This window comes from Sagittula sp. (genome assembly GCF_052825245.1).
The window spans coordinates 20,270-44,249 of record NZ_JBRBWD010000002.1 but is presented as its reverse complement, the minus strand read 5'-3'; the positions used below and the strand labels follow the sequence as shown (position 1 = coordinate 44,249).

The window sequence follows — 23,980 nt, the reverse complement described above, 5'->3', positions numbered from 1 at the left end:
TGCGCGGCCTCGGGAGGAGGATAACAATGATACGAAATAGGACCGGGCTTGTTTCGGCCTGTCTGATTGCTGCGGCCCCGCTGCTGGCGGGCACGGCCCTTGCGGACAAGTCGGACGACACCATGCGTGTCGCCTTCACCGAGGACATCATCAACCTCGACTACAATTTCACGACGAAGCGCGAGTACATCATCATCTCGGAACTGATCGACGAGACGCTTCTCGCGATCAATCCTTCCGACGGCAGCTACGCACCTGCGCTGGCGTCCGATTACACGCAGGTCGATCCGGTGACGCTGGACGTCACGCTGCGCGAGGGCATCCTGTTTCACGACGGCACCGAAATGACCGCCGAGGACGTCGCCTACACCTACAACACGGTGGCCTCCGGGGAGTCGCAGAGCCTGTCCGGCGCGCGGATCGAGGTCTGGTTCGACCGCGCCGAGGTGCTGGAGCCCTACAAGGTCCGGTTCCATTTCAAGCAGCAGTATCCGCTGGCCCTGCAGGACATGGCGATCCGGGTGCCGATCCGCAAAGCCGGCACATACGGGACCGATGGCACCATCGACGTGAACGCGGCGTCGGGCGGGCCGGTGGGGCTTGGGCCCTACAAGGTCACGTCCTTCGAACCGGGCGACGAACTCGTGCTGGAACGCTTCTCGGGCTACTACGATGGCAGCCCGAAGGGCGATCCCTCCATCGGGACCATCGTCATCCGTTCGCTGCCCGACGAAGGGACCCAGCAGGCGGAACTGATCTCGGGCAGCATCGACTGGATCTACGACGTGCCGCGCGACGTGGCCGAGAACCTCGGCAACATGCCGCAGGTCAAGCACCTGTCGGGTCCCGACCGGCGTATCGGTTTCCTGATCCTCGATGCCGGCGGGCTGGCCGAACCGGACGGGCCGCTGACCGACCTCAATGTTCGCCGCGCCGTGGCCCATGCCATCGACCGCGAGGAGATCGCCGCAGCCCTGATCGGCGGCGCGGCGGCCGCCATCGACGGCGCCTGCCACCCCTCGGAGCTCGGTTGCAACCAGCAGGTTACGACCTACGCATACGATCCCGAAAAGGCGCGCCAGTTGCTGGCGGAGGCCGGGTATGAAGACGGGTTCGAGATGGAGCTTTGGGGCTATCGCGACAAGCCCATGGGCGAAGCCATCGTCGCGGACCTGAACGAGGTGGGCATCGACGCCACGCTGCGGCAGGTCAAGCTGGACAGCCTCAACGTGGCCCGCGCCAACCGGCAGATCTCGTCGTACTTCGGGACATGGGGCGGGGACACGGCGCCGCCGATCCGGCAGCACTTCGACCCGGACAGCGACCGCAACCTGTCCGGCGACGCCGAACTCGCGCAGATGGTGACGGACGCCTACGTTTCGCTGGACGCGGACGAGCAGGCCGACCTCTTCGCCAAGATCCACGCGCGGATCACCGACCAGGTGTACTGGGTGCCGCTGTGGTCGTACTCGGTGAACTACCTGACCGACCCGGATCTGGACTTTCCGACGGACGACGACGGGTTTCCGCGGCTCTACAAGGCCTCCTGGGGCGAGTGATGCGGATGGCCGGGGCGGTCTCATCCGTCCCGGCATTGCCTTCAGGGCGCGACGGAAGTTTGTCTAACGCTCAGGTCCGTGCCAGTGGCGACTGGGAAACCCGCACCGTATGAGGTACGGGTCGTCGCCTTTGAAGGGGCTCAGGACGCGGTGGCCGCTTCGTCCTGCCGCTCCGTCGACCGCGCCGGTCCGTCCACGATCATCATCGGACAACCGCGCGAACACCGCTCAACCCGGCTGTCAATGCCGTAAAGCGTGCCGATCAGCTCTGGCGTCAGGACCTCTAGCGTCGGCCCGGTGGCAAGGATGCGGCCCCCGGCCAGGGCCATCACCGTCCTGCAGGCGCGCATCACCTGGTTGAGGTCGTGCAGCGCGAGGATGACCACCGCGCCGGTGTCCTCCGCGTAGCGGTGCAGCGCATCCAGCACCTCGTATTGCCGGTAGAGGTCCAGCGCCGAGGTCGGTTCGTCCATCAGAACGACCCTGGGCCGCGTTACCAGCGTCTGCGCGACGCTGACCGCCTGCCGCTGGCCGCCGGAGAGTTCCGGCAACTGCCGGTTCGCCAGATGCGCCACGCCGAAGCGGTGCAGCACCTCGTCCACCGCAGCCAGCTCGGCTGTGGACAGGCGCCAGCTTCCGCCCCCCTGTTTCAGGGCGAGGATGACGGATTCATAGACGGTCAGCGCCGCGCTCATGGCGGTGTCCTGCGGCATGTAGCGCAGGTCGGTGTCCTCCGCCCCGGAAAGGCGCACCTCTCCGGCACCGCGCAATTGTCCGGCAATGCGGCGGAAGAGGGTGGACTTCCCGGCGGCGTTTGCGCCGACCAGCGCGGTCAGGGCGCCGCCCGGTATATCGGGGGTGGAGACGTCGGACAGGATCTGGCGGCGACCGTAGCGGGCACCGACGCGGTCGAGAGCGAGGCTTACCATGACTTGCGGCCTTTCGTCAGGATCAGCGCGGCAAAGAACGGCACGCCGACCAGCGCCGTGATGATACCGATGGGCAGGACCGCGCCGGGCAGGATCGCCTTGGACAGGACAGAGGTCGCCGAGAGGATCAGCGCGCCGGACAGCATGGCACCGGGCAGGAAGAAGCGCTGGTCTTCTCCCAGCAGCAGGCGCGCCACGTGCGGGCCGACGATGCCGATGAACCCGATGGTGCCGACGAAGGACACCGGCACGGCGGCCAGAAGCGACACGAGGAACAGCGCCTCGAGCCGCAGGCGCTTCACCGGAACGCCCATTGCCGCCGCCCGGGTCTCGCCCAGCCGGATGGCGGTCAGCGCCCAGGCCCGGCGCGCGAACAGTGGTGTGCAGATCAGCAGGATTGCGGTTACGACGGCGACCTTGGGCCAGGTCGCCTTGGTCAGGCTGCCCATGGTCCAGAACACCACCGCCGACAGCGCCTGCTCGGACGCGAAGTACTGAAGCAGGGCCAGCGCCGCGTTGAAGCTGAAGACCAACGCGATGCCCAGAAGGACGATGGTTTCCACCGTCACGCCGCGCATCGTCGACAGGCCGAAGATCAGCAGCGCCGCCGCCATGGCCATGGCGAAGGCGTTGATCGGGACCATCAGCGCGATGGCCGTCGGGAAGAGCGCGACGCCCAGCACCATGGCCAGCGCCGCGCCGAAGCTTGCGGCCGCTGACAGGCCGAGGGTGAAGGGGCTGGCCAGCGGGTTCGCGAGGATCGTCTGCATCTGCGCGCCCGCGAGCGACAGGCTGGCGCCCACGACGACCGCCAGCAGCGCCATGGGCATCCGGATGTCCCAGATCACCACGCGCATCTGCACATCCGCGGCGCCGGGGGCAAGGACGGTATGCAACACGTCCCAAAGGCCATAGCGGGCCGGGCCGAGCGAGACATCTACTGCAAGCGACAGCATCAGAAGAACGGTCAGGCCGCTGAGGATCGCGATCCGCCGGGCGACCAGCCCGCGGTAGCTGGCGGCGTGGGTGGGGGCATTCGTCGTGAGCGCAGCCATGGGTTCTCCGGAAGTTGGGGGCGGCCCGCAGGCTGCCCCGTCAGGTCAGTGCGTGGTCGGCGCCAGAGACACCCAGTAGCCCGGGTGGTAGTCGACCGGCAGGAACCGTTCGTGCAGTTCGACCAGCGTCGCATCGGGATCGAGATCCGGGAACAGATCCGGGTGCAGCCAGGTCGCGAGCCGCTGCACGGCGACAAAGCTGTAGGGGTTGTTGTAGAACTGGTGCCAGATCGCGTGGACCTGTCCGTCTTCCACCGCCTTGACGCCGGTGAAGCCGGGGCGCTCCATCAGCGCGGCCAGCTTTGCACGCGCCTCGTCCTCGTCCGATCCGGGGCCGACCCCGACCCAGGAACCGCCGGGCACGTAGGCTTCCCAGTTGCCGCCCGTCACGACGATCTGGTCGGGATCGGACGCGATGATCTGCTCTGCGTTGATCGTGCCGAAGGTGCCGGGGATGAAGGGCTTGGCCATGTTCTCGCCCCCCGCCAGTTCGACGAAGGTGCCGAAGTTGCCGTGGCCGAAGGACATGCAGCAGTCTTCGGAGTAACCGCCTGCGCGGTCGACGAAGACCAGCGGGCGGTCGAGGTCGTCCTGCGCGGCGATCACGTCCGTCACGCGCGCAATCTGTTCTTCGTAGAAGGCGTTGAATTCCGCCGCGCGGTCCTCCTTGCCGAAGAGTTCGCCGATGATGTGCATCGACTGTGCGGTGTGCTCGAACGGTTTTTCACGGAAGTCGACGTAGACGATCGGGATGCCGACCTTGGCCAGCTTTTCCTCGTAGCCCGCTTCATCGGTGGCGGCCTTGGCCTCGAGGTTCAGGATCATCACGTCCGGGTCCAGCGCCACCGCCTGCTCGATGTCGAAGGTGCCGTCCTTGAAGCCGCCGAAGGTCGGGATCTCCGTAAGCTCCGGGAACTTCTCGGCGTACATCTCGTAGCTTTCGGGGGCCGCCTGCAGAAGGTCGTCACGCCAGCCGACGACGCGTTTGAACGGGTCGTCCCTGTCGAGCACGGCGGCAAAGAAGATCTGCCGGCCCTCGCCGAGGATCACGCGGTCGGCGGGCCCGTCCAGCGTGACCTCGCGCCCGACGATATCGGTCACGGTGATGGGATCGGCCACCGCCTGAAGGGCGGGCAGGAAGGCCAGCGCAGTGGCGCCAAGCATCCGTTTCAGGGTCATGTTCGCTTCCTCGTATCGTGAACTGCCCTTGGGATGTGTTATCCGAGTATTTTAGTCAAGATATAAGTTGACAAAAATCATTGGCTAAAGGAAATCCGCTGGAAAGCAAAGACGGAAGGTTCAATGAACAGTCATCCTCACAGCAATCGGGACATCCGCGACGAGATCCGGGACTACTGGTCCGACCGGGCCGCGACCTTCGACAACGATCCCGGCCACAAGATCGAAGACGGAGCCGAGATGGCCGCGTGGGAGGCCCTGTTCCGCAAGCACCTCGGCCCGGCGCGCGGCCGGCGGCTGCTGGATCTCGCCAGCGGAACCGGGGAAATATCGCGGCTGTGCAAGGGGCTCGGGTTCGAGGTGACCGGGCTCGACTGGGCCGAACCGATGCTGGAGCGGGCGCGGATGAAGCTGCCGGATGTGACCTTTCTGCAGGCGGATGCCGAACGGACGATGCTGCCCTCGGGCTCTATGGACGTGATCGTCACGCGCCATCTGGTCTGGACACTGGTCGACCCCGCGAGCGCCTTTGCCGAATGGTACCGGGTGCTGGCGCCGGGCGGCACGCTTCTGCTGGTGGACGGCGATTTTGTCACTAGGGGGCTGTTGGCCCGATTTCTCCTGCGTGGCAGGACGGTGGATCGCGGGCGTATGGATCGTCATCAGCGGATTTTGCAGCGGGTACATTTCTCTCAAGGGGCGCGGGCGTCGTCGGTGTCGGACCTGCTGGCCCAGGCCGGGTTCACGGATCTGCGTACAGACAAGCGGCTGGGGCGCATACACCGCGCACAGAGGTCGAATCTGGGTTGGCGCAAGTCGCTGCTGCGTCTGTCCGAACATCGCTACCTGATCCGGGCAACGAAGCCGGAGGGGATCGAACCGTAGGAGGTATGGATCGAAGGGGATGCGGCAGCGAACGGCCGATCGGTCTGGCCGCGTTGGAGGTCGGGGGCGGAGCTTTGCAATGCGCTGCAAGATGAAAGCTTGAACGCTGTCACCGGCGCTTGGTATCAAGACCCGTCCGCGGTTACGCCCGCGCCCCGAAATTTCCCCTGGATAGGCTGCCAAACGTGAAACCCGCACCGCTCATGTCACGCCGGTCCTCCGGCATCCCGTCTATCCCTGTCCGGGAGGTGCGCGCATGAAAGCGGTTGTCATCCATGGCGCGCGCGATCTGCGGGTCGATCCCTTCGAGGACGCCCTGCCGCCCGGTCCGGGCGAGGCCCAGGTCGCTGTCGCGAATGGCGGCATCTGCGGATCGGACCTGCATTACTACCTGCACGGCGGCTTCGGTGCGATCCGGGTTCAGCAGCCGATGGCGCTGGGGCACGAGGTATCCGGTGTCGTCACCGCCCTTGGCGCAGGCGTCGAGGGTCTGCGCGTGGGCGACAAGGTCGCGGTGAACCCGTCGCGGCCCTGCGGGGCCTGTGCCTATTGCCTGCGCGGACAACCGAACCAGTGCCTCGACATGCGGTTCAACGGATCGGCCATGCGCATGCCGCACGAACAGGGGCTGTTCCGTGAAACCCTGACGGCGCCTGTGCAGCTTCTCGAACGCTTCGATCCGGGGGCCGATCTGGCCCATGCCGCCATGACGGAGCCGCTCGCCGTATGCCTGCATGCGGTGCGGCAGGCGGGGTCTCTGGTCGGGCAGACGGTCTTTGTCGCCGGATGCGGTCCGATCGGATGCCTCACCGTCGCCGCCGCGCGGCTGGCCGGGGCGACGCGGATCGTGGCCGCCGACATTTCGGACACGCCGCTCGCCATTGCCCGCGCGATGGGGGCCGACGAGACGATCAATCTTGCCGCCGGGTCCGATGCGATGGAGCCGCTGAAGCGGGACAAGGGGCAGGTGGATGTCGGTTTCGAATGTTCCGGGGCTGCGCCCGCGTTGCGCGGGCTGCTCGACATCACGCGGGCCGGCGGCCGGATCGTGCTTGTGGGCATGGGTGGCGATGCGCCGCTGCCGCTGCAACTGACTGTCGCCAAGGAATTGACCCTGAAGGGCACCTTCCGTTTCCACGAGGAATTCGCCACCGCGGCGCGTGTCATCTCGGACGGGCGCATCGACCTGAGTCCGCTGCTGACCGGGGTCTACGAGATGGAGGAGGCCGTCGCAGCCTTCGACCTCGCAGCGGACAAGTCCCGCGCCATGAAGGTGCAGATCCGCTTCTCCGGCGGCTGAGGCGCGGGAAGTCCTGACTGTTGCGGTTCATGGCGGTGCGTGACGGTATTGATGCGAGGCTGTCAGGGTTGCGGCGTGCGGTCTCTGCCATGGTGCATGCCCCGGCGACACACTGCTCTGCTGCTGCCCGAGGGGGTGCGGGTCCAGGTAAGCCTCTGCACTGATCCGCCGACGATGTCGTGAACGCAGGCCAGATGGCGCTTTCTACAGCTGCGTCGTTTCAACCGATCGTGGACGATCGTTCTTTCCACAATCGTCGTCGGGCCGCGTGGGCGCTGACAGCTGCCGATACACGGCGGCCCAATCCTCCCGCTAAAGTCCCTGACTGTCCGCAGATCATGGCGGATCACGTCTCTCCGCGTTCGGGTATTGACATACGTCACACGTAACATGTTAAACATCACGAAACGAGGGAAGGGCGGCAGAGGAGGCCGTTCAAACCCGGGAGGAGACAGAATGACCCGCGAAAATGCACTGCGGACCCGGCTTGATACTGGCCTGCTCACCGTCGCGCCGGGGGCGCCCGATGCGCTTACCGCACGACTGGTGCAGGGGCATGGGTTCGACGCTGTCTACATGACCGGGCTTGGCGCGACGGCGGCCCGCCTGGGCAAACCCGACCTCGGCCTGATGACCCAGACAGAGATGGCAGATCATGCCCGCGCCATGGTGCGCGCGGTGGACATCCCGGTGATCGCGGATGCCGACACGGGCTACGGCGGCGCACTCAACGTCGCGCGCACGGTCGAGGAATACCTGCAGGGCGGCGTCGCCGCGATGCACATCGAGGACCAGCTTTCCCCCAAGCGCTGCGGCCAGTTGGCAGGCGTAAGGCTCGTGTCGCCCGAGGAGGGCGCGCACCGCCTGAAAGCCGCCGTCGAGGCGCGCGGAACGGGCGATATCCTCATAATCGGGCGCACCGACGCGCTGCAGCCGCTCGGGCTCGACGAGGCGGTGGCCCGTGCGGCTCGGTATCGGGATGCCGGTGTCGATCTCGTTTTCGTCGACGGGGTGAAGACCCGTGCCGAGGTCGAGGCGATTGCCCGCCGGGTCGAGGGGCCGAAGGTGCTGAGCCTCGTCGACGGCACGGATGCCGCGTCGGTTTCCATCGAGGATGTGCGGGATATGGGTTTCTCCATCGTGATGTATGCGGTCACGGCCCTCTTTGCGGCGGCCCGGGCAAGCGCCACCGCGCTGGCGCGGCTCAAGAGCACGGGGCTCCCCGGGGGCGGCGATGCTTTGACCTACGCGGAATTCTGCGAGATCGTCGACCTGGCGAACCACCAGGACTTTGCCCACAGGCACGGCGAATGACCGCGACGGTCCTGATCACCGGGGCGGGCTCGGGCATCGGTCTTGCCGTTGCGCAGCGGGTTGTGTCGCGCGGCGCGCGGGCGATTCTGTGGGACATTTCCGGCCAGGCACTCACGGCGGCGCAGCAGGAGCTTGGCGCGGCTGTCGAGACCGCCGTTGTCGATGTGTCCGATGCGGGTGCCATCGCCGGTGCCCCGCTTGAAGGTGTCACGCACCTCGTGAACAACGCGGGCGTCCTCGGGCAACGCATGGAATGGGGCGCGCTCGACGCGGAGCATCTGCAAGGCATCCTCGACGTCAACGTCGTCGGGCTGATGATGGTGACGCAGGCCTTCATGAAGGCGCGTGTCCCGCATCCGCAAGCGGCGATCGTCAACCTCTCTTCCATCGCGGGGGAGAACGGCGGCGCGCCGGGATTTGCCGCTTATGGCGCGTCCAAGGGCGCGATCATGGCGCTGACACGGGCCATGGCGCGGGACTTCGCGCCTGACCTGAGGGTCAACGCGCTGGCCCCGGGCATCATCGACACGCCGATTCAGGACGCGGTGATGACGGCGCCGAATGCCCGCGCGCAGGCCGCGGAGGGCATCCCGCTGGGCCGGCTCGGCACGGCGGACGAGGTCGCGGGCACGGCCGAATGGCTGCTGTTCGACGCGCCTTACGTGACGGGCGAAATCCTCAAGGTTGCGGGAGGACGGCGGTGAAGCTGATCGACGGGTTCTTCAGGCTGCTGGAAGTGCTGCTGGTGCTGCTGCTGGCAGGCATGACGATCATGGTCTTTGCCAATGTCGTCCTGCGCTACGGCTTCGGGTCCGGCATCGACGTGAGCGAGGAGCTGTCGCGCTTCTTCTTTGTCTGGCTGATCTTCCTCGGCGCCATCGTGGCGATGCGCCACAACATGCACATGGGTTTTGACCTGGTGGTGACGACGGTCAGCCCGCCGGTGCGCCGCGCCCTCCTGACGCTGGCGAACGGGCTGGTCCTTGCCGTCTGCGTCATGGTCTTCGTCGGCACGGTGCAGCAGTTCCATGTCAACGCCACCAACATCGCCCCGGTCACGCGCATGTCGATGATCTGGGTCTTCGGCGTGCTGATCCCGATGTCCGCGCTGATCGGGCTTATGGCCGGGTTGCGCATGGTCGGATACGCCACAGGCCGCCTGACCGGCATCCCGAAGTCGGGCCGGGAGGTGACGGAATGACTCTCGTCCTGTTTATCGTCACGCTGGGTGTCACGCTCTGCATCGGCGTTCCGGTGGCCTTCGCGCTGCTGATCTGTGCCGCCGTGATGGGCTTCCAGATGGACCTCTTCGACGCGCAGGTCGTGTCGCAGCGGATGGTCGTCGGCGCGAACAACTTCTCGCTCCTCGCGATCCCGTTCTTCCTGCTTGCGGGTGAACTGATGAACGCGGGCGGTATGTCCAAGCGGATCATCGGTTTCGCCATGGCCTTCGTCGGGCATGTGCGCGGCGGGCTTGGTGTGGTGGCGATCTTTGCCGCGATCATCCTGGCATCGCTGTCCGGGTCGGCGGCGGCGGATTCGGCTGCGCTCATCGCGATCATGCTGCCGATGATGAAGCAGTCCGGCCATGACGAGGCGCGCTCCGTCGGGCTCATGGCCTCCGGCGGCGTGATCGCCCCGATCATCCCGCCCTCCATCGCCTACATCATCTTCGCCGTGGCGACCAACCTGTCGATCACGCAGCTCTTCATGGCGGGCATCGTCCCGGGCGTGATGATGGGCATCGGCGCCATCGTGGCCTGGCTGATCGTCGCGCGGCGCGACAACGTGGCACCGCAACCGCGGCAGGGCTGGGGCGTGCGCCTGCGCGAGACGCGCCACGCGCTGTGGTCGCTGGGCATGCCGGTGATCATCCTCGGCGGCATCCGCTTCGGCGTCGTCACTCCGACCGAGGCCGCGGTGATCGCTGCCGTCTACGCCATCTTCGTCGGCATGGTCATCCACCGCGAACTGAAGGTGAGCCAGCTTTTCCGGGTCTTCCGGGATGCGGCCCTCACCACGGCGGTGGTGATGATGCTGGCGGCGGCGGCACTGGCCACGGCATGGTTCATCACGCTGGCGGACCTGTCAGGCATCGTGCTCGACCTCGTGGGGCCGCTGGTGGACAGTCCGACGCTGCTGCTGATCGTCATCATGGCGCTGGTGCTGATGATCGGGACGATGCTCGACATGGGGCCGACAATCCTGATCCTCGCGCCCGTGCTCCTGCCGGTGGTCGAAGAGGCGGGGATCGACCCGATCTACTTCGGCGTGCTCTTCGTCATCAACTGCGCCATCGGCCTCGTGACGCCGCCCGTGGGCATCGTGCTCTCGGTCTCGGCGGGGGTGTCGGGCGTGCCGCTGCACCGCGTGGCGAAGGGGGCGGCGCCCTTCCTCTTCGCCCAGATCACCGTTCTCGCGCTGCTGGTGCTCTTCCCGCAACTCGTTCTGACGCCGCTGAACTGGCTGCGCTGAACAAGAAGAACCGACACCGACTGCGACACAAAAAATACCAAGGAGGAGACTGAAAATGAAACTGAAGACCCTTGCGGCCATGGCCCTCTGCGCCACGGCGTTCACCACCCCGGCGCTCGCCGCCGATTACGGCAAGCACACGTTCAAGATTTCGAGCGGCGCGGCCAAGGATCACCCGATTGCCACCGGCATCGCGGCGATGAGCGAGTGCATGGAGGAAGGCTCCGACGGCAAGATGAAGCTGAAGGGCTTCTATTCCGGCCAGCTTGGCGACGACGCGGATGCCACGCAGGCGACCCGCTCCGGCTCCATCGAGATGGTGGTGACCGGCTCCGCGGCCATCGCGGGCATCGAACCGGCGCTTGGCGTGTTCACCCTGCCGTTCATGTTCGAGAACGACGCAGAGGTCGACGCGATCATGACCGGCCCGTTCTTCGACTACGTGGCCGAGAAGATGCCGCAGCATGACCTGGTGATGCTGTCGATGTGGGAAAACGGCTTCCGCAACGCCACCAACTCCAAGCACCCGATCAAGGCCGTGTCGGACTTCGAGGGGCTGAACTTCCGCGTGATGCAGAACCCGATCTTCCTCGACACCTTCCGCCGTCTTGGCGCGAACCCGGTGCCGATGGCCTTCGGCGAGGTCTTCACCGCGCTCGAGACCGGCGCCGTCGACGGGCAGGAAAACCCGCTGCCGCTGATCGAGGCGACGAAGTTCTACGAGGTGCAGAAATACTTGACCCTGACGCGCCACGCCTATTCCCCGAACCCGGTTCTGGTGAACCGGGGCGTCTGGGAAAGCCTCAACGCGGACGAGCAGGCGCTGGTGCAGTCCTGTGCCACATCGGCGCGCGACGCGCAGATCGAGCGGTCCCGTGCGGCCGTGGGCGAATCCGCCGACAAGCTGACCTCCGAAGGCATGGAGATCTCCGAGATGCCGGCCGAAGAGATGGCGAAGCTGCGCGAGCTGGTGACCCCGGTCTACGAGACCTCGATGGAGTCCGTCGGCAAGGAAAACTTCGATCGGCTCATGGAAGAGCTGGCCAAGATCCGCAACTGAGCCAGACCGGGCTGGCGTCGCTTTCACTCCCCCAAGGCGCCAGCCCACCCTTTCTCAAGGATTTCAAATCGATGCCGCTCGACACCGCTTCCTTTCTGTCCCGCCTCGCCGAAGCCTTTCCCGGGCCCGCGCTGCTGTCGGGGACCGACATTCCCGCGCGCAACCTGCACGACACGTCCTTCCTGGCCGACGTGAGGCCGCTGGCCGTTCTGCGCCCGGACACGCCGGAGGCCGTGGCAGAGGCCGTCCGGCTCTGTGCGGAGGCCGGCGCGACCATGGTGCCGCAGGGTGGGCTGACAGGGCTGGCCGGTGGTGCGCACCCCATCGACGGCGCGGTGATGATCTCGCTGGAACGCTTCTCGGGGATCGAGGAAATCGACCCGGCCTCCTCCACCATGACGGTGCGGGCGGGCACACCGCTCGAGGTGATCCAGAAGGCCGCGGACGAAGCCGGCTTCTTCATCCCGCTGGACCTTGGCGCGCGCGGCTCCTGCCTGATCGGCGGCAACATCGGCACCAATGCGGGCGGCAACCGGGTGATCCGCTACGGCATGACCCGCGAGATGATCCTCGGCCTCGAATACGTGCTGCCGGACGGGACGCTCGTCTCCGGCCTGAACAAGATGCTGAAGAACAACGCGGGTTACGACCTCAAGCAGTTGTTCATCGGCTCCGAAGGCACGCTGGGTATCGTGACGCGCGCCGTGCTGCGGATGCACCCGAAGCCCGGCTGCGTGAACGCCGCGCTCTGCGGGCTGGGGTCCTACGACGATGTGCTGAAGCTCTTGGCAGAGGCGCGCCGCGGTCTGGGGCCGATGCTGTCGGCCTTCGAGGTCATGTGGTCGGACTACTGGCAGGTCGTGACGGAGACGGTGGGCGTCCGCTCGCCGCTGGACGGTGAACACAAGGTCTATGTCCTGCTGGAGGCGCAGGGTCTGGACGAGGAAATCGACGGTCCGCGGTTCATGAACTGGATCGAGAAGGTCTACGAGGCGGGGATCGTGGAGGACGCGGCCATCAGCCAGAGCCTTTCGGATGTGAAACGCTTCTGGGGCCTGCGCGATGCCTGCGCCGAGTTCATGACGAAGCTCGGCCCGCATTGCGCCTACGACATCGGACTGCCGGTGAAGCGGATGGACGAGTTCGCCGACGCCTGCCGGGCGCGGCTGATCGCCGAAATGCCGGAGGCGCTGAGCGTCTACTATGGCCATATCGGCGACGGCAACCTGCATATCGTGGCTCTGGACCGCGCCGTGACCGAGCAGCCGATGGACCGCATCAGCGGCATCGTCTACAACACGGTGCGCGACTTCGGAGGGACGGTTTCGGCCGAACATGGCATAGGCCTGCTGAAGAAACGCTACCTGCCTTATACCCGCTCTGCCGAGGAACTGGCGCTCATGGCCCGCATCAAGGCCGCGCTGGACCCGGCGGGGCTGCTCAACCCGGGGAAAGTCATCGACACCCCAAATGGAGACAAGACATGAATTCCCTGAAGACACGCCTTCTCGAAGGCGAGTTCATCACCGCGGCCTGGGCCGAACTTGGCTGCCCCGACATCGCGGAAATCCTGGTGCGGCACGGCTGGCCGGTCGTCCTGATCGACGGTGAGCACGGCATCGGCGACCTCGAAACCTGGGTTTCCGTGGCGCGGGCGGTTGAGGCCGCGGGCGGCGAGGTGATCCTGCGCGTGCCGGAAGGCACCGACACGATGCTGAAGAAGGTGCTTGATCGCGGCTTCCGCTCGATCGTCGTGCCGATGGTGAACACGGTGGAACAGGCCCAGCAGATCGCGCGGTCCTGCCATTACCCGGTGCGCGGCACGGGTGGCATCGGCCGCGGGTATGCTGCCCCCATCGTGCGCGGATCGGATTACGGCACGCGTCCGGACTATGCATCCCGCACGGCGAACGAGGACGTGCTGGTGTTCGTGCAATGCGAGACGCCGGAGAGCGTGTCGGCGCTGGCGGAGATCGCCGGTGTCGAGGGCATCGACGGCATTTTCCTCGGCCCGAACGACCTTGCAGCAACGCTGGGCCACATCGAGGACATGGACCACGCCACGCCGCAGGCCGCCTTTGCAGAGGTCGAGGCCAAGGTGCTGGGCGCGGGCAAGCTTCTGGCAACCGTTCCGGGTGGCGGACGCGACTTCGCGACCCTGCGGCAGAAGGGGTTCGGTCTGGTTGCCGGTGTGAATGACATTTCCGTGCTTGTCGAAGGAATCCGTACCAGTGCCGCCGCGCGCGATGCCGAGCTTGGGCGCAACGTGGTGGACGCCACCGCCGCAGCCCCGCGCCGCTACTGATCCGCGCTTTTGAACAGGGGGGCCGCCGTGCTAAGACGGCGGAACCCCGAAAACAGCCAGAAGGACAGCCCCGCCAGATGCCCGCAAGACCCGGGATGCAGATCGAAACGCCGAAGACGCTGACCGAGATCGTGGTCGAGCGTCTGCGTCAGGCCATCATTGACGGGCATTTCGTCTTTGGCGAGAACATCTCGGAAGACAAGCTCGCCACGGTCTTCGGCGTCAGCCGGTCGCCGGTCCGCGATGCGCTCAACGCGTTGCAGTTCACCGGCCTAGTCACGATCATCCCGAAACGCGGCAGTTTCGTCTTCGTGCCGACAGCCGAAGAGGTGGGCGAGATCTGCGACTATCGCCTGATGCTGGAACGCGAGGCGCTGCGGCTGTCGATGGACGCCAACCGCGAAGGCTTCCTTGCTGCGCTCGACGACGCGGTTGAGCGGATGCGCGAACGGATGCTGGCGGGTGATGAGATAGGCTATGTCCGCATCGACACCGAGTTCCACAATCTGTTCTTCGACCATTGCGGCAACAGCCTCGTGCAGAATGCCTTTCACCTCGTCGAGGCACGCATCGCCACCATCCGCACCGCGCTCAATGCCCGGTTCAAGCAACGGCGCGAGGACAGCTTCGACCAGCATGTCGCCATCGTGGAAGGGCTGCGGCAGGGCGACTGGGAAACGGTGCACGACGTACTGGGCAAGCACATCACCTCGATCCGTGCAGACGCCATCGACGAACTCTCCCGCCTCGATCCGCTTGCCTGATTGCCGGTCGAAAGACCTTGGACGCTCAGGGATCATGGGCGACGGGCACATTTGTCCGCCGCAGGAAATGACGTACGGGTTCATGTGACCCGCCCGCCCGCGCCCACCTTGCGGCGTCAGCTTCAGCGCGTGCGGGTGTAGTTCTGGCTCCTGGCCCCCACTCGGCCGGACGCGGATCGGGATCACCGCGCCATGGCGTAGAATTCCGGGTTGGGCCGCATGTTGGTCAGGTTCGCCAGCCGGTTCGACATGCCGAAGAAGGCCGAGACCGCGCCGATGTCCCAGATGTCTTCCTCGGTGAATCCGTGCGCCTGCAACGCCTCGACGTCGGCGTCGCCCACTTCGTAGGCGCGGGCAGAGACCTTCATGGCGAAATCGAGCATCGCCTTCTGCCTTTCGGTGATGTCGGCCTTGCGGTAGTTGACCGCCACCTGGTCGGCGATCAGCGGATCCTTGGCCCGGATACGCAGGATCGCGCCATGGGCCACCACGCAGTACTGGCACTGGTTCGCGTTGGAGGTGGCCACCACGATCATCTCGCGCTCGGCCTTGGTCAGGCCGCTCGGCTTGTCCATCAGCGCGTCATGGTAGGCAAAGAAGGCGCGGAATTCGTCCGGCCTGTGCGCCAGCGTCAGAAATACGTTGGGGACGAACCCGGACTTCTCCTGCACCGCCTCGATGCGGCTGCGGATATCCTCGGGCATGTCGGCGAGGTCGGGCACCGGGAACCGGCTGACGGGTGTATCGAGCATGTTGGTCCTTCCTTCGGGAGCGTTTCAGGTGTCGGTCACGGCGGCGATCTGCGCGGCATAGATGTCCATCGCGTCGCCGGGGTTTTCGTCGTGCGGATCGATGCGGACGAGGCACGTGTGCGCCGCGCAGCCCTGCCCGAAAGCGGAACTGCCGATGTCCAGGGTCAGCACATTTGGATTGCCGGACAGGTCCGTGCCGTCTGCGTCCCCTGTCAGCCAGGCACCGGTGGGCAGGACGGCGACGCCCGGTCGCTGCGTGTCCGTCACCCGGGCGGTCGCAAGGCAGGCCCCCCGGGCGTTCCACAGGCGCACCGTCGCGCCGTCCGTGATGCCGCGCTTTGCGGCATCCTCGGGGTGAAGGCGCACCTGTTCACGGCCATTCCGCTTTTCCGCCCGGCTGCTGCCTCCGGTTTCAAGCTGGCTGTGAAGGCGCCCCTGCGGCTGGTGAGAAACGAGGTGGAGTTCGTCCTCGGCCGCCCCGCCCAGCCATTCGGCAGGCGGCTGCCATGCGGGATGCGCCGGACAATCGGGCAGCGCGAGCTGGCCGAGCTGCCGGCTGCCAAGGACGATGCGCCCGCTTTCCGTATTCAGGCGGTTCGCCTCCGGCTCCGCCCGGAAGTCGGAAAGGTGCGGCACGTCCGGACGCCGGGGGCAGGGCGCATGCCCCTTGGTCCAGAAGTCCTCGAAGGGGGGCATGTCGAAGCCCAGCCTGTCGGCCGCGTCCCTCCGGGTCAGATCGTAGATGTGGCGCAGCCAGCCCATCTCGTCCCGGCCCTCGTCAAAGGCATCGCGGACGCCCAGCCGGTCGGCCAGCAGGCAGAAGATGTCGAAGTCGGATTTCGCCTCGCCAAGTGGGTCGATGGCCTGCTGCATCGCCAGCACGAGGTCGGATCGCTTGTTGCCCGCGATGTCGTTGCGCTCGATCGAGGTCGAGGCGGGGAGGAGGATGTCGGCGCGGCGGGCCGTCGCGGTCATCATCGGGTCCTGGACGATGATCGTTTCGGGCCGCGTCCACGCTTCGGACAGGCGGTTCAGGTCCTGGTGGTGGTGGAAGGGGTTGCCGCCGGCCCAGTAGACCAGCCGCGCATCGGGATAGCGCCGCGTCTTGCCTTCGTAGGTATAGGACGCGCCGGGGTTCAGCAGCATGTCCGCGATCCGTGCCACGGGGATGAAGCTGCGCAGAACGTCGCGCCCCTTGCTCATGGCGGGTGACTTGCCTGCGGACATCGCCGCGCCGACGCCGCCGAGCGATCCGTAGCCATAGCCGACACCACCCCCGGGCAGACCGATCTGGCCGAGCATCGCAGCCAGCCCGAGCGCTGCCCAGAACGGCTGTTCGCCGTGGTGCGCGCGCTGGAGGCTCCAGCTGACGGTGAGCATGGTCCGCGTGTCCGGCATCTGCCGCGCCAGGGCACGTATCCGCCCGGCGTCCAGTCCCGTGATCTGCGCTGCCCAGTCCGCGTCCTTGCGCTGCCCGTCGGTATCACCGGACAGGTAGGCGAGAAATTCGTCTGCCCCGCTGGTGTATGTCGACAGGAAGCCCGCATCGTGCCGCCCGGCAGCCAGAAGCTCGCCCGCCAGTCCCAGCATCAGCGCCGTGTCCGTGTTCGGGCGGATCGGCCACCAGTCCACGTCCATCCAGCCGGGCATGTCATCGCGCAGAGGCGAGACGACAACCACCTTCACCCCCCGGTCGCGGATAGCACGCAGGCTGTCCTCAAGCCGGTGCGTGCCGATGCCGCCCGCCTCGTTCTGCGCGGTGCGCGGGCTGAGCGCGCCGAACACCACGAGCGTTTCCGTATGCGCGGCGATGCTTTCCAGCGTGTTGGCCTCGCCACCGCAGGCGCCGTCGTCCCCCAGAACGTGACGCAGGATCACCGGCCCGGCGGCAATGGAATAGGTATCCACATGACCGGTGTAGCCGCCGACGAGGTTCATCAGCCGTTTCAGCAGGGAAGAGGCGTGATGGAAGCGCCCGCAGCTTGTCCAGCCGTAGGATCCGGCAAAGATCGACTCGTTTCCATGTTGCTTCGAAACCCGCGTGATCTCCTTGCTCACGAGGTCCAGGGCTTGATCCCAGGACACGGGGATCAGCCGGTCCGAACCACGCGCCCTGCCGGTTGAACCCGGCCCGTGCTCAAGCCAGCCCTCGCGCACCATCGGGCGCAGGACGCGGCGGTCCGGTTTGGCCCATTCCGGGACGGAGTGGATGATCGGAGAGGGGGCGGGATCCTGCGGCAACGGCTCCACGCCGATGATGCGGTCCTCTTCCACCAGCAGCGTGTAGGCGCCCCAGTGGCTGCAGTGCGGAATGCGTCGGATGGTCATCGCGGTCTCAGATCACGGCTTCGATGAGAAATGGACCGCGGCGGGAGCAGGCCGTCTTGAGCAGGTCGGCGAAGCTCTCGGCGCTTTCGGCCCTTGCGGCCTCCACCCCCATGGCGCGGGACATGCCCACCCAGTCGAGCGCGGGATTGTCGAGGTCCAGCATCTTCCGGGCGTTTTCGCCCGCAACACCGGCGCCGACGTTCTTCAGTTCGCCGTGCAGGATCGCGTAGCGACGATTGGCAAAGACGATGGTCACCACGTCCAGCGCCTCGCGCGCCTGGGTCCAGAGCGCCTGGACCGTATACATGCCCGATCCGTCCGCCTGCAGGCTGACCACCTTGCGATCCGGGCAGGCGACGGCTGCGCCGGTTGCCATGGGCAGGCCGAGGCCGATGGCGCCGCCGGTCAGTTGCAGGAACTCGTGGGGCGCGGCGCCATAGGCGTGGCGGAAGAAGTCGCGACCCGACGAGACGGACTCGTCGCAGATGATCGCCTGCTCCGGCATGTGATGCGCCAGCGCCAGGGCGATGGCCTCCGGCGTCAGTTTGCCCGTGGCCAGGGGGGCGGCGTCACGCGCCACGTGGCGAGGGGCAGGGGCCATGCCGACCTCCTGCCCGAGGGCGTCAACGGCGGCGGCCAGATCGGTGGCCGCATCGGCCATGTCGATCACCTTGCAGGTCTCGGGCAGCATCTTTCCGGGCTTGCCGGGGTAGGCAAAGAAGGCCACAGGCGCCTTGGCACCGATCAGGATGACCTGCTCCGTCGTGGCAAAGCAGGCCAGCGCGTCGTCGACCTTGTAGGGCACGCGGTCCAGCGCGATGCGCCCCGCGCCGCGTTGCATCCGGCCGTTGGATTGCTGGGCCATCAGCCGCGCACCGCTTGCCTGCGCAATGCGGTCGAGGATGTCCAGAATGTCCGCACGGAGCGCCCTGCCGGACACGAGGATCGTCGTCTCGCGCCCGGCACGCAGCGCCTCTGCCGCCGCGCGGATACGATCCGGATCGGGTTTGGCGGGCGAGGGCGGTGCGAGCACGACCGCCGGAACCGGCGCAGTTTCAGACCATGCCGCATCGGCGGGCAGGATCAGCGTTGCGATCTGGCCGTTGCCGGAACGGGCGGCCTGGATGGCCTCTTCGGTCTTTGTCTTCAGGGAATCCGCGTCGGCGCGTCCGACCCAGTGGGACATCGGGCGCGCGAGACTTTCGATGTCGGAGGTCAGCGGCGCGTCCAGCGCAAGGTGATGGCTGGCGTGATCGCCCACCACGTTGACCATCGCCGTGCCCGCCCGCTTCGCATTGTGGATGTTGGCCAGCGCATTGGCCAGACCGGGCCCGAGGTGCAGCAGCGTCGCCGCGGGCTTGTCGGCCATGCGCGCATAGCCATCCGCCGCGCCGGTCACCACGCCTTCGAACAGGCCCAGCACGCAGCGCATCGCGGGCTGCCGGTCCAGCGCGGCAACGAAGTGCATTTCGGACGTGCCCGGGTTGGCAAAGCAGGTGTCGATGCCGTTGGCCAGCAGCGTCTCGCAGAGAATGTCCGCCCCGGTGGTGCTGGCGGTGATGCCGGTATCGATGGTCATGCGATTTCCCTGTCGTTCTCTGTGTCTGGGTCGTTCATTGCACCAAGCGCCGCCAGCCGTGTCCAGTGACGCGCGGCATCCGCGAGCGTGTCGCGGAACAGGTCGAATTTGGCCCGGGCATAGTCCGCCTCCGGCCCGGTTGCCGGTTGCACGCGTTCTTCCGGAGCGCCAATCCAAAGGTCGGCGATGTCGTCGTTCGAGGCCCCCAGCAGATGTTTCGCCGCCACGGCGGCCAGTCCGCGCGGACCCGCGTGGGAGGTCGGACTGCGCAGGACCGTGCGGCCTGTCACGGTGGCAAGGAACCCGGCAAAGGCCGCATCCCGGGCGAGCCCGCCGCCAAGCGCCAGCGCGCCTTCACCCGTGCCCATCATGTCGTGGCTGGTGCGCGCGGCGAAGGAGAGCGCCTCCCGCCCGGCCCAGGCGATCTGTTCGGGCGTCGTGGCGGAGGTCAGGCCGAAGATCGCTGTGCTGGCCTGCGGTTCGGTCCATGGCGTGCGCTCTCCGCCCGGGGCCATGAAGGGGTGCAGGACAATCCCCGAACGCGTCGGCGCCACGCGCTCGGGCAGGTTCGCGAAGCGATCCGCGAGGTGTGACAACAGGCTTGCGCCGTTGAAACACGGATGGACGCAAAGGTAACCTTCACCGATCACGAACTTCTGGATCATTGCTCCGCGCGGCGTTTCCGGCATTCCGTCAGGGTCGGCGCGCAGGCAGGCATGGATGGCGGACGTGCCGAAGACCGAGGCGTTCGACACTTCCTTTCGCGTGCCCAGCCCGATGCCGATCAGGGTGGCCTGCACGTCGCCCGGTCCCATCAGGACGGGCAGGCCGTCAGGCAGACCCGTCAGCGCGGCGGCAGCGGAGGTCAGCGGTGCGCGCGCCTCGCCGACCGCCTTCATCTCGGGCAGCAGTTCGATTCCGCGGTCCAGCCCCAGGGCATCCTGCACGTCCCTGGACAAGGCGCCGGTGCGCCAGTTGCCCCAGAGCGGCAAGACGACGGTGGGCTCTCCGACGAGCTGTCCGGTCAGTTCGTGGAACAGCCATTCCTTCAGGCGCAAGGCATGGTGGATACGCGCCAGCCGGTCCGGTTCGTGGCGCTGCAGCCAGAGCAGTTGCAGGCTCTGAGCGGCGGCCGTCGGGCGCGAGGCGGTGATGGCCTCGACCCGGTCGACGGCCTTCTCCAGCTCCGCCACCATCCCGCGCGCCCTTCCGTCCAGCCATGTCAGGGCTGGCCCGACGGGCGCGCCAGCGGCATCCAGCGCCCACAGGCCGTCGCCCTGACCGGTCAGAACCAGCCCTTCCGGACTGCCCTCTGCCTTCTTGGCGCAGCTGCGCAGCACATCCCACGCCAGGGCAAGCGTCCGGGGCATGTCCTGCTCCACCCGGTCGCCCTGCCGCCGCATCGCATCGTTGGGACGTTCGACCTCCGCCACAAGGCGGCCCGAAAGGTCGAAGGCCGCCGCCTTGACCGAGGTGGTGCCGCTGTCGAGACAGAAGATGATGCGCGGTCGCATGGTGTCAGGACGCCTTGCGCAGGGCGGCTTCAGCGGACTTGCTCTGCTGGCCGTAAGTCTTGAATTTCTCCAGCACCTCGGCGATCTGCGCGCTCGACAGGACCGGAGGCTCGCCGTTCGGCAGCAGCAGCAGGTACTGGTGGGCGAGCTCCTCAACCGTGACGGCCAGCGACAGGGCCTTGGCGATGTTGATGTGCCCGGCGATGACCCCGTGGTGCGCCATCAGGCAGGCGCGGCGGCCCTCCAAGGCTTCGACAACCCGGTCCGCCAGCTCCTGTGTGCCGAACAGCTCGTAGGGCGCGCAGCGGATGCTTTCGCCCCCCGCCGCGGCGATCACGTAGTGGATAGCGGGAATGTCCCGGCCAAGGATCGACACGCTGGTGGCATGGGTCGAATGGGTGTGCACCACGGCGTTCAGGTCAGACCGCGCCTGCAGGATGTCGCGGTGAAAGCGCCACTCGCTCGACGGCAGCACGTCCCCCTCGTAGGAGGCATCCCAGTTCATCGCCACGACATGCTCCGGCCGAAGCTGGTCGTAGGGAATGCCCGTGGGCGAGATCAGGAAGCCGTCGCCATGGCGCACGCTGATGTTGCCGGAGGTCCCCTTGTTGATGCCGAGGCCATTCATGGCGCGGCAGGCTTCGATCAGCTCGGTACGCAGGTTCAGCTCTTCGTCGGTCATCGGATGGTCCTTCAGGTACACAGGTGATGCGGGCGGTCCCCCGCGAGAAAGCGTGCCACGTCCTCGGCGATCATCGTCGCCGCCTTCGTCGCGGAGAAGCGCGATGCGCCGGCGATATGCGGGGACAGAGTGACGTTCGGCAGTTGCAACAGGGGCATGTCGGCAGGCGGCGGTTCAGGGGTGAAGGTGTCCAGCGCCGCGCCGCGCAGATGGCCCGAGCGGAGCGCATCGTAGAGCGCGTCGTAGTCGAGCACCTGACCCCTCGTGGTGTTCACGATGTAGCCGCCGGGTTTCATCGCCGCGATCCGCTCGCGGCTGATCATGCCCATGGTCTCGGGCGTGACGCGCGGGTGCAGGGTGACCACGTCGGCCTGCGCCATGAGGTCGTCCAGCGGCAGCTTGCGCAACCCGGCAGCCTGTTCCTCGGGGGTCAGGTCCTTGAAGGGATCGTAGATCAGGATGCCGCAACCGAAGGGCTGCAACAGCTTCGCGACGCGGGTGCCGATGTCGCCGAAGCCCACGATACCCACGGTCAGCTCGCAAAGTTCCGGTCCGGCGTTGTCGTAGTGGTAATAGTCCCGGCTGAAGCTGCCGTTGCGCACCGCCATGTGCCCACGCACGAGGTTGCGCGTCTCGGCCAAAAGCGAGGCAACGGTGAATTCCGCAACGGCAGAGGCGTTCCGTCCGGGGGTGTTCACCACGGTGATGCCGCGCGCCCGGGCTGCCGGCATCTCGATGTTCACCGGGCCGCCGCGCGACACGGCGATCAGCCGCAGGTCCGGCGCATGTTTCAGGCTGTCGGCGGTGATGGGCGCCAGATGGGTGACGAGGATGTCGAGCCCTTCGAGGAAAGAGAAGTAATCCTCTGGCCTTCCAACGAATTCCGCCACGGGCAGGGAGGGGTCGTGCTTGGTCGACTTCAGCTTCAGCGGCCAGTCCAGCTCCATCTGCCGGAACTCGGTCGGGGTGTCGGAAAGGCGCGCCGCAAGAGCTGTGCGGAACTGCTCGGGCTTCATGAAGCCGTCGCCGATCACGCCGATGGTCAGCGGCTTCGTCTGCGGACGGGGAGACGTCAGGGTCGTCATGGCTCAGACCTCCTCGGCGGTGCGGCTGTCGCTCAGCCCTGGCAACACGGAGCGGAAGCGTTCCGGGTCAATGCCGCGCTCTGTCAGGACTTCGGCGGTGTGCTGGGCAAAGCGGGGCGGGGCGGAATGGTACCGAACCGGCGTGCGGGACAGTTTCACCGGACTGCCGGTGCCGCGATAGGCGCCGATGTCGACGACCATTTCCCGGTGCCGCGTATGGGGATCGTCGACCACCTGATCGATGCTGCGGACCGCACCGCAGGGCACCCCGGCGCGGATCAGCGTCTGGGCCAGCGTCTCGCCGTCATGCGCCGACATCTCCTTTTCCAGCGCCTCTTTCAGGGCCGCGGCATGGGCCAGCCGGTCGGCGTTGCTGGCAAAGCGCGGATCGTCCGCGATCTCCGGCGCCCCGACGGTCTGGCACAGCTTCACGAACTGCCGGTTGTTGCCCACGGCGAGGAAGATCGGATCGCTCCCGGTCGCGTAGGTGTCATAGGGGCAGATGTTGGGATGCGCATTGCCAGTGGGCTGCGCCACCTTTCCGGACATGTAATAGTTGGGCAGGTGGGGATGCAGCAGCGAGACCCCGCAGTCATACAGCGTGGTTTCGACGAACTGGCCTTTGCCGCTGCCATTGCGTTCGTGCAGCGCCATGCAGATTCCCAGCGCCGCATTCAGGCCGGTCACCATGTCGACCACGGGCAGACCGGCGCGCAGCGGTGTGCCGCCCGCCTCTCCGTTGACGCTCATGATGCCGCAGACCGCCTGGATCGCCGCATCGTAGCCGGGCAGGCCGCCCATCGGTCCGTCCGCGCCGAAACCGGAGACACGCGCATGGATCAGCCGGGGAAAGCGGGCCTGCAGCTCATCGGTGCCCAGCCCCCAGCGTTCCAGCGTGCCGGTCTTGAAGTTCTCGATGAACACATCGGCGTCGGCCAGCAGCTCCAGCAGAAGCTCCCGGCCGGCCTCTTGCGACAGGTCGACGGAGATGCCGCGCTTGTTCCGGTTCAGCCCGTGGAAATAGCTGGCCGCCCCGTCGCGGAAGGGCGGCCCCCAGCCGCGCGTTTCGTCCCCGGCGGGCGGCTCCAGCTTGATCACGTCGGCGCCGTGGTCGGCGAGGATCTGTCCGCAGTACGGCCCACCCAGGACCCGGCTGGCATCGATGACCCGAAGGCCGGAAAGGGAACTGTGTGGCTGCATCGGGGTCTCCGTGGT

Annotated in this window: 21 protein-coding genes; 11 read left to right on the top strand and 10 right to left on the bottom strand. The window is 66.8% G+C overall.

Going from position 1 to position 23,980, the window contains the following annotated elements; genetic code table 11:
• The first annotated feature begins 26 nt into the window (after positions 1–26).
• Positions 27–1,559: an ABC transporter substrate-binding protein gene (locus tag ACU0DV_RS00290; protein WP_446240551.1), complete on the top strand. Its 1,533-nt coding sequence runs from the start codon at positions 27–29 to the stop codon at positions 1,557–1,559.
• Positions 1,560–1,699: 140 nt separating this feature from the next.
• On the opposite strand, the gene ACU0DV_RS00285 is transcribed toward ACU0DV_RS00290, so the two are convergent.
• Genes ACU0DV_RS00285 through ACU0DV_RS00275 form a run of 3 tightly spaced genes read right to left on the bottom strand, consistent with a single transcriptional unit; the run spans position 1,700 to position 4,722 of the window.
• Entirely contained in the window at positions 1,700–2,488 is a 789-nt protein-coding gene (locus ACU0DV_RS00285; RefSeq protein WP_446240550.1) for an ABC transporter ATP-binding protein, read from the bottom strand.
• A complete protein-coding gene (locus ACU0DV_RS00280; RefSeq protein ID WP_446240549.1) occupies positions 2,482–3,543 on the bottom strand; it encodes a FecCD family ABC transporter permease in 1,062 nt (353 codons plus the stop codon). The genes ACU0DV_RS00285 and ACU0DV_RS00280 overlap by 7 nt, the downstream gene beginning before the upstream one ends.
• 45 nt (positions 3,544–3,588) lie before the next feature.
• On the bottom strand, positions 3,589–4,722 hold the full coding sequence (locus tag ACU0DV_RS00275; protein WP_283983667.1) for an ABC transporter substrate-binding protein: 1,134 nt from the start codon (positions 4,720–4,722) through the stop codon (positions 3,589–3,591).
• Positions 4,723–4,845: 123 nt separating this feature from the next.
• Between ACU0DV_RS00275 and ACU0DV_RS00270 the strand changes: the two genes are divergently transcribed.
• From ACU0DV_RS00270 to ACU0DV_RS00225, 10 genes are all read left to right on the top strand, one after another.
• Positions 4,846–5,607, top strand: coding sequence for a class I SAM-dependent methyltransferase (locus ACU0DV_RS00270; protein ID WP_446240548.1), 762 nt, complete (start codon positions 4,846–4,848; stop codon positions 5,605–5,607).
• Positions 5,608–5,863: 256 nt separating this feature from the next.
• Positions 5,864–6,907: an L-idonate 5-dehydrogenase gene (locus tag ACU0DV_RS00265; protein WP_446240547.1), complete on the top strand. Its 1,044-nt coding sequence runs from the start codon at positions 5,864–5,866 to the stop codon at positions 6,905–6,907.
• A 456-nt stretch (positions 6,908–7,363) separates the two neighbouring features.
• Positions 7,364–8,221 carry an isocitrate lyase/PEP mutase family protein gene (locus ACU0DV_RS00260; protein WP_446240546.1) on the top strand — a complete coding sequence of 286 codons (858 nt, stop codon included), beginning with the start codon at positions 7,364–7,366 and terminating at the stop codon, positions 8,219–8,221.
• On the top strand, positions 8,218–8,925 hold the full coding sequence (locus ACU0DV_RS00255) for an SDR family NAD(P)-dependent oxidoreductase (RefSeq protein WP_446240545.1): 708 nt from the start codon (positions 8,218–8,220) through the stop codon (positions 8,923–8,925). Before ACU0DV_RS00260 ends, ACU0DV_RS00255 begins: the two co-directional genes overlap by 4 nt.
• Complete coding sequence (locus ACU0DV_RS00250) at positions 8,922–9,422, top strand: TRAP transporter small permease (RefSeq protein WP_446240544.1); 501 nt, start codon at positions 8,922–8,924, stop codon at positions 9,420–9,422. Before ACU0DV_RS00255 ends, ACU0DV_RS00250 begins: the two co-directional genes overlap by 4 nt.
• Positions 9,419–10,696: a TRAP transporter large permease gene (locus tag ACU0DV_RS00245; protein WP_100931484.1), complete on the top strand. Its 1,278-nt coding sequence runs from the start codon at positions 9,419–9,421 to the stop codon at positions 10,694–10,696. Before ACU0DV_RS00250 ends, ACU0DV_RS00245 begins: the two co-directional genes overlap by 4 nt.
• A gap of 55 nt (positions 10,697–10,751) precedes the next feature.
• The gene (locus tag ACU0DV_RS00240) at positions 10,752–11,756 is read left to right on the top strand and encodes a DctP family TRAP transporter solute-binding subunit (protein WP_283983671.1); all 1,005 of its coding nucleotides are present in this window, start codon (positions 10,752–10,754) and stop codon (positions 11,754–11,756) included.
• A gap of 71 nt (positions 11,757–11,827) precedes the next feature.
• Positions 11,828–13,243, top strand: a complete 1,416-nt coding sequence (locus ACU0DV_RS00235; protein ID WP_446240543.1) for an FAD-binding oxidoreductase — start codon at positions 11,828–11,830, stop codon at positions 13,241–13,243.
• On the top strand, positions 13,240–14,061 hold the full coding sequence (locus tag ACU0DV_RS00230) for an HpcH/HpaI aldolase family protein (protein WP_100931569.1): 822 nt from the start codon (positions 13,240–13,242) through the stop codon (positions 14,059–14,061). Before ACU0DV_RS00235 ends, ACU0DV_RS00230 begins: the two co-directional genes overlap by 4 nt.
• 77 nt (positions 14,062–14,138) lie before the next feature.
• Positions 14,139–14,825 (top strand): GntR family transcriptional regulator, encoded by a 687-nt coding sequence (locus tag ACU0DV_RS00225; protein WP_446240542.1) that lies wholly within the window; start codon positions 14,139–14,141, stop codon positions 14,823–14,825.
• A 182-nt stretch (positions 14,826–15,007) separates the two neighbouring features.
• On the opposite strand, the gene ACU0DV_RS00220 is transcribed toward ACU0DV_RS00225, so the two are convergent.
• From ACU0DV_RS00220 to ACU0DV_RS00190, 7 genes are read right to left on the bottom strand one after another with little or no spacing between them, the layout of a single operon-like run.
• The gene (locus ACU0DV_RS00220) at positions 15,008–15,577 is read right to left on the bottom strand and encodes a peroxidase-related enzyme (protein WP_446240541.1); all 570 of its coding nucleotides are present in this window, start codon (positions 15,575–15,577) and stop codon (positions 15,008–15,010) included.
• 24 nt (positions 15,578–15,601) lie between these two features.
• The gene (locus tag ACU0DV_RS00215; RefSeq protein ID WP_446240540.1) at positions 15,602–17,905 is read right to left on the bottom strand and encodes a molybdopterin-dependent oxidoreductase; all 2,304 of its coding nucleotides are present in this window, start codon (positions 17,903–17,905) and stop codon (positions 15,602–15,604) included.
• A gap of 7 nt (positions 17,906–17,912) precedes the next feature.
• A complete protein-coding gene (locus ACU0DV_RS00210; RefSeq protein WP_446240539.1) occupies positions 17,913–19,484 on the bottom strand; it encodes an acetolactate synthase large subunit in 1,572 nt (523 codons plus the stop codon).
• On the bottom strand, positions 19,481–20,998 hold the full coding sequence (locus ACU0DV_RS00205; protein ID WP_446240538.1) for an FGGY family carbohydrate kinase: 1,518 nt from the start codon (positions 20,996–20,998) through the stop codon (positions 19,481–19,483). Before ACU0DV_RS00205 ends, ACU0DV_RS00210 begins: the two co-directional genes overlap by 4 nt.
• Positions 20,999–21,002: 4 nt before the next feature.
• Positions 21,003–21,680, bottom strand: a complete 678-nt coding sequence (locus tag ACU0DV_RS00200; RefSeq protein ID WP_446269824.1) for a class II aldolase/adducin family protein — start codon at positions 21,678–21,680, stop codon at positions 21,003–21,005.
• A gap of 11 nt (positions 21,681–21,691) precedes the next feature.
• A complete protein-coding gene (locus ACU0DV_RS00195) occupies positions 21,692–22,765 on the bottom strand; it encodes a 2-hydroxyacid dehydrogenase (RefSeq protein WP_446240536.1) in 1,074 nt (357 codons plus the stop codon).
• Between the two features lie 3 nt (positions 22,766–22,768).
• Positions 22,769–23,965 (bottom strand): CaiB/BaiF CoA transferase family protein, encoded by a 1,197-nt coding sequence (locus ACU0DV_RS00190; protein WP_446240535.1) that lies wholly within the window; start codon positions 23,963–23,965, stop codon positions 22,769–22,771.
• Positions 23,966–23,980: the final 15 nt, after the last annotated feature.

Coding starts and splice junctions, on each gene's coding strand:
- ACU0DV_RS00290 (WP_446240551.1), top strand. CDS start 27: ATGATACGAAATAGGACCGGGCTTGTTTCGGCCTGTCTGATTGCTGCG.
- ACU0DV_RS00285 (WP_446240550.1), bottom strand. CDS start 2,488: ATGGTAAGCCTCGCTCTCGACCGCGTCGGTGCCCGCTACGGTCGCCGC.
- ACU0DV_RS00280 (WP_446240549.1), bottom strand. CDS start 3,543: ATGGCTGCGCTCACGACGAATGCCCCCACCCACGCCGCCAGCTACCGC.
- ACU0DV_RS00275 (WP_283983667.1), bottom strand. CDS start 4,722: ATGACCCTGAAACGGATGCTTGGCGCCACTGCGCTGGCCTTCCTGCCC.
- ACU0DV_RS00270 (WP_446240548.1), top strand. CDS start 4,846: ATGAACAGTCATCCTCACAGCAATCGGGACATCCGCGACGAGATCCGG.
- ACU0DV_RS00265 (WP_446240547.1), top strand. CDS start 5,864: ATGAAAGCGGTTGTCATCCATGGCGCGCGCGATCTGCGGGTCGATCCC.
- ACU0DV_RS00260 (WP_446240546.1), top strand. CDS start 7,364: ATGACCCGCGAAAATGCACTGCGGACCCGGCTTGATACTGGCCTGCTC.
- ACU0DV_RS00255 (WP_446240545.1), top strand. CDS start 8,218: ATGACCGCGACGGTCCTGATCACCGGGGCGGGCTCGGGCATCGGTCTT.
- ACU0DV_RS00245 (WP_100931484.1), top strand. CDS start 9,419: ATGACTCTCGTCCTGTTTATCGTCACGCTGGGTGTCACGCTCTGCATC.
- ACU0DV_RS00240 (WP_283983671.1), top strand. CDS start 10,752: ATGAAACTGAAGACCCTTGCGGCCATGGCCCTCTGCGCCACGGCGTTC.
- ACU0DV_RS00235 (WP_446240543.1), top strand. CDS start 11,828: ATGCCGCTCGACACCGCTTCCTTTCTGTCCCGCCTCGCCGAAGCCTTT.
- ACU0DV_RS00230 (WP_100931569.1), top strand. CDS start 13,240: ATGAATTCCCTGAAGACACGCCTTCTCGAAGGCGAGTTCATCACCGCG.
- ACU0DV_RS00225 (WP_446240542.1), top strand. CDS start 14,139: ATGCCCGCAAGACCCGGGATGCAGATCGAAACGCCGAAGACGCTGACC.
- ACU0DV_RS00220 (WP_446240541.1), bottom strand. CDS start 15,577: ATGCTCGATACACCCGTCAGCCGGTTCCCGGTGCCCGACCTCGCCGAC.
- ACU0DV_RS00215 (WP_446240540.1), bottom strand. CDS start 17,905: ATGACCATCCGACGCATTCCGCACTGCAGCCACTGGGGCGCCTACACG.
- ACU0DV_RS00210 (WP_446240539.1), bottom strand. CDS start 19,484: ATGACCATCGATACCGGCATCACCGCCAGCACCACCGGGGCGGACATT.
- ACU0DV_RS00205 (WP_446240538.1), bottom strand. CDS start 20,998: ATGCGACCGCGCATCATCTTCTGTCTCGACAGCGGCACCACCTCGGTC.
- ACU0DV_RS00200 (WP_446269824.1), bottom strand. CDS start 21,680: ATGACCGACGAAGAGCTGAACCTGCGTACCGAGCTGATCGAAGCCTGC.
- ACU0DV_RS00195 (WP_446240536.1), bottom strand. CDS start 22,765: ATGACGACCCTGACGTCTCCCCGTCCGCAGACGAAGCCGCTGACCATC.
- ACU0DV_RS00190 (WP_446240535.1), bottom strand. CDS start 23,965: ATGCAGCCACACAGTTCCCTTTCCGGCCTTCGGGTCATCGATGCCAGC.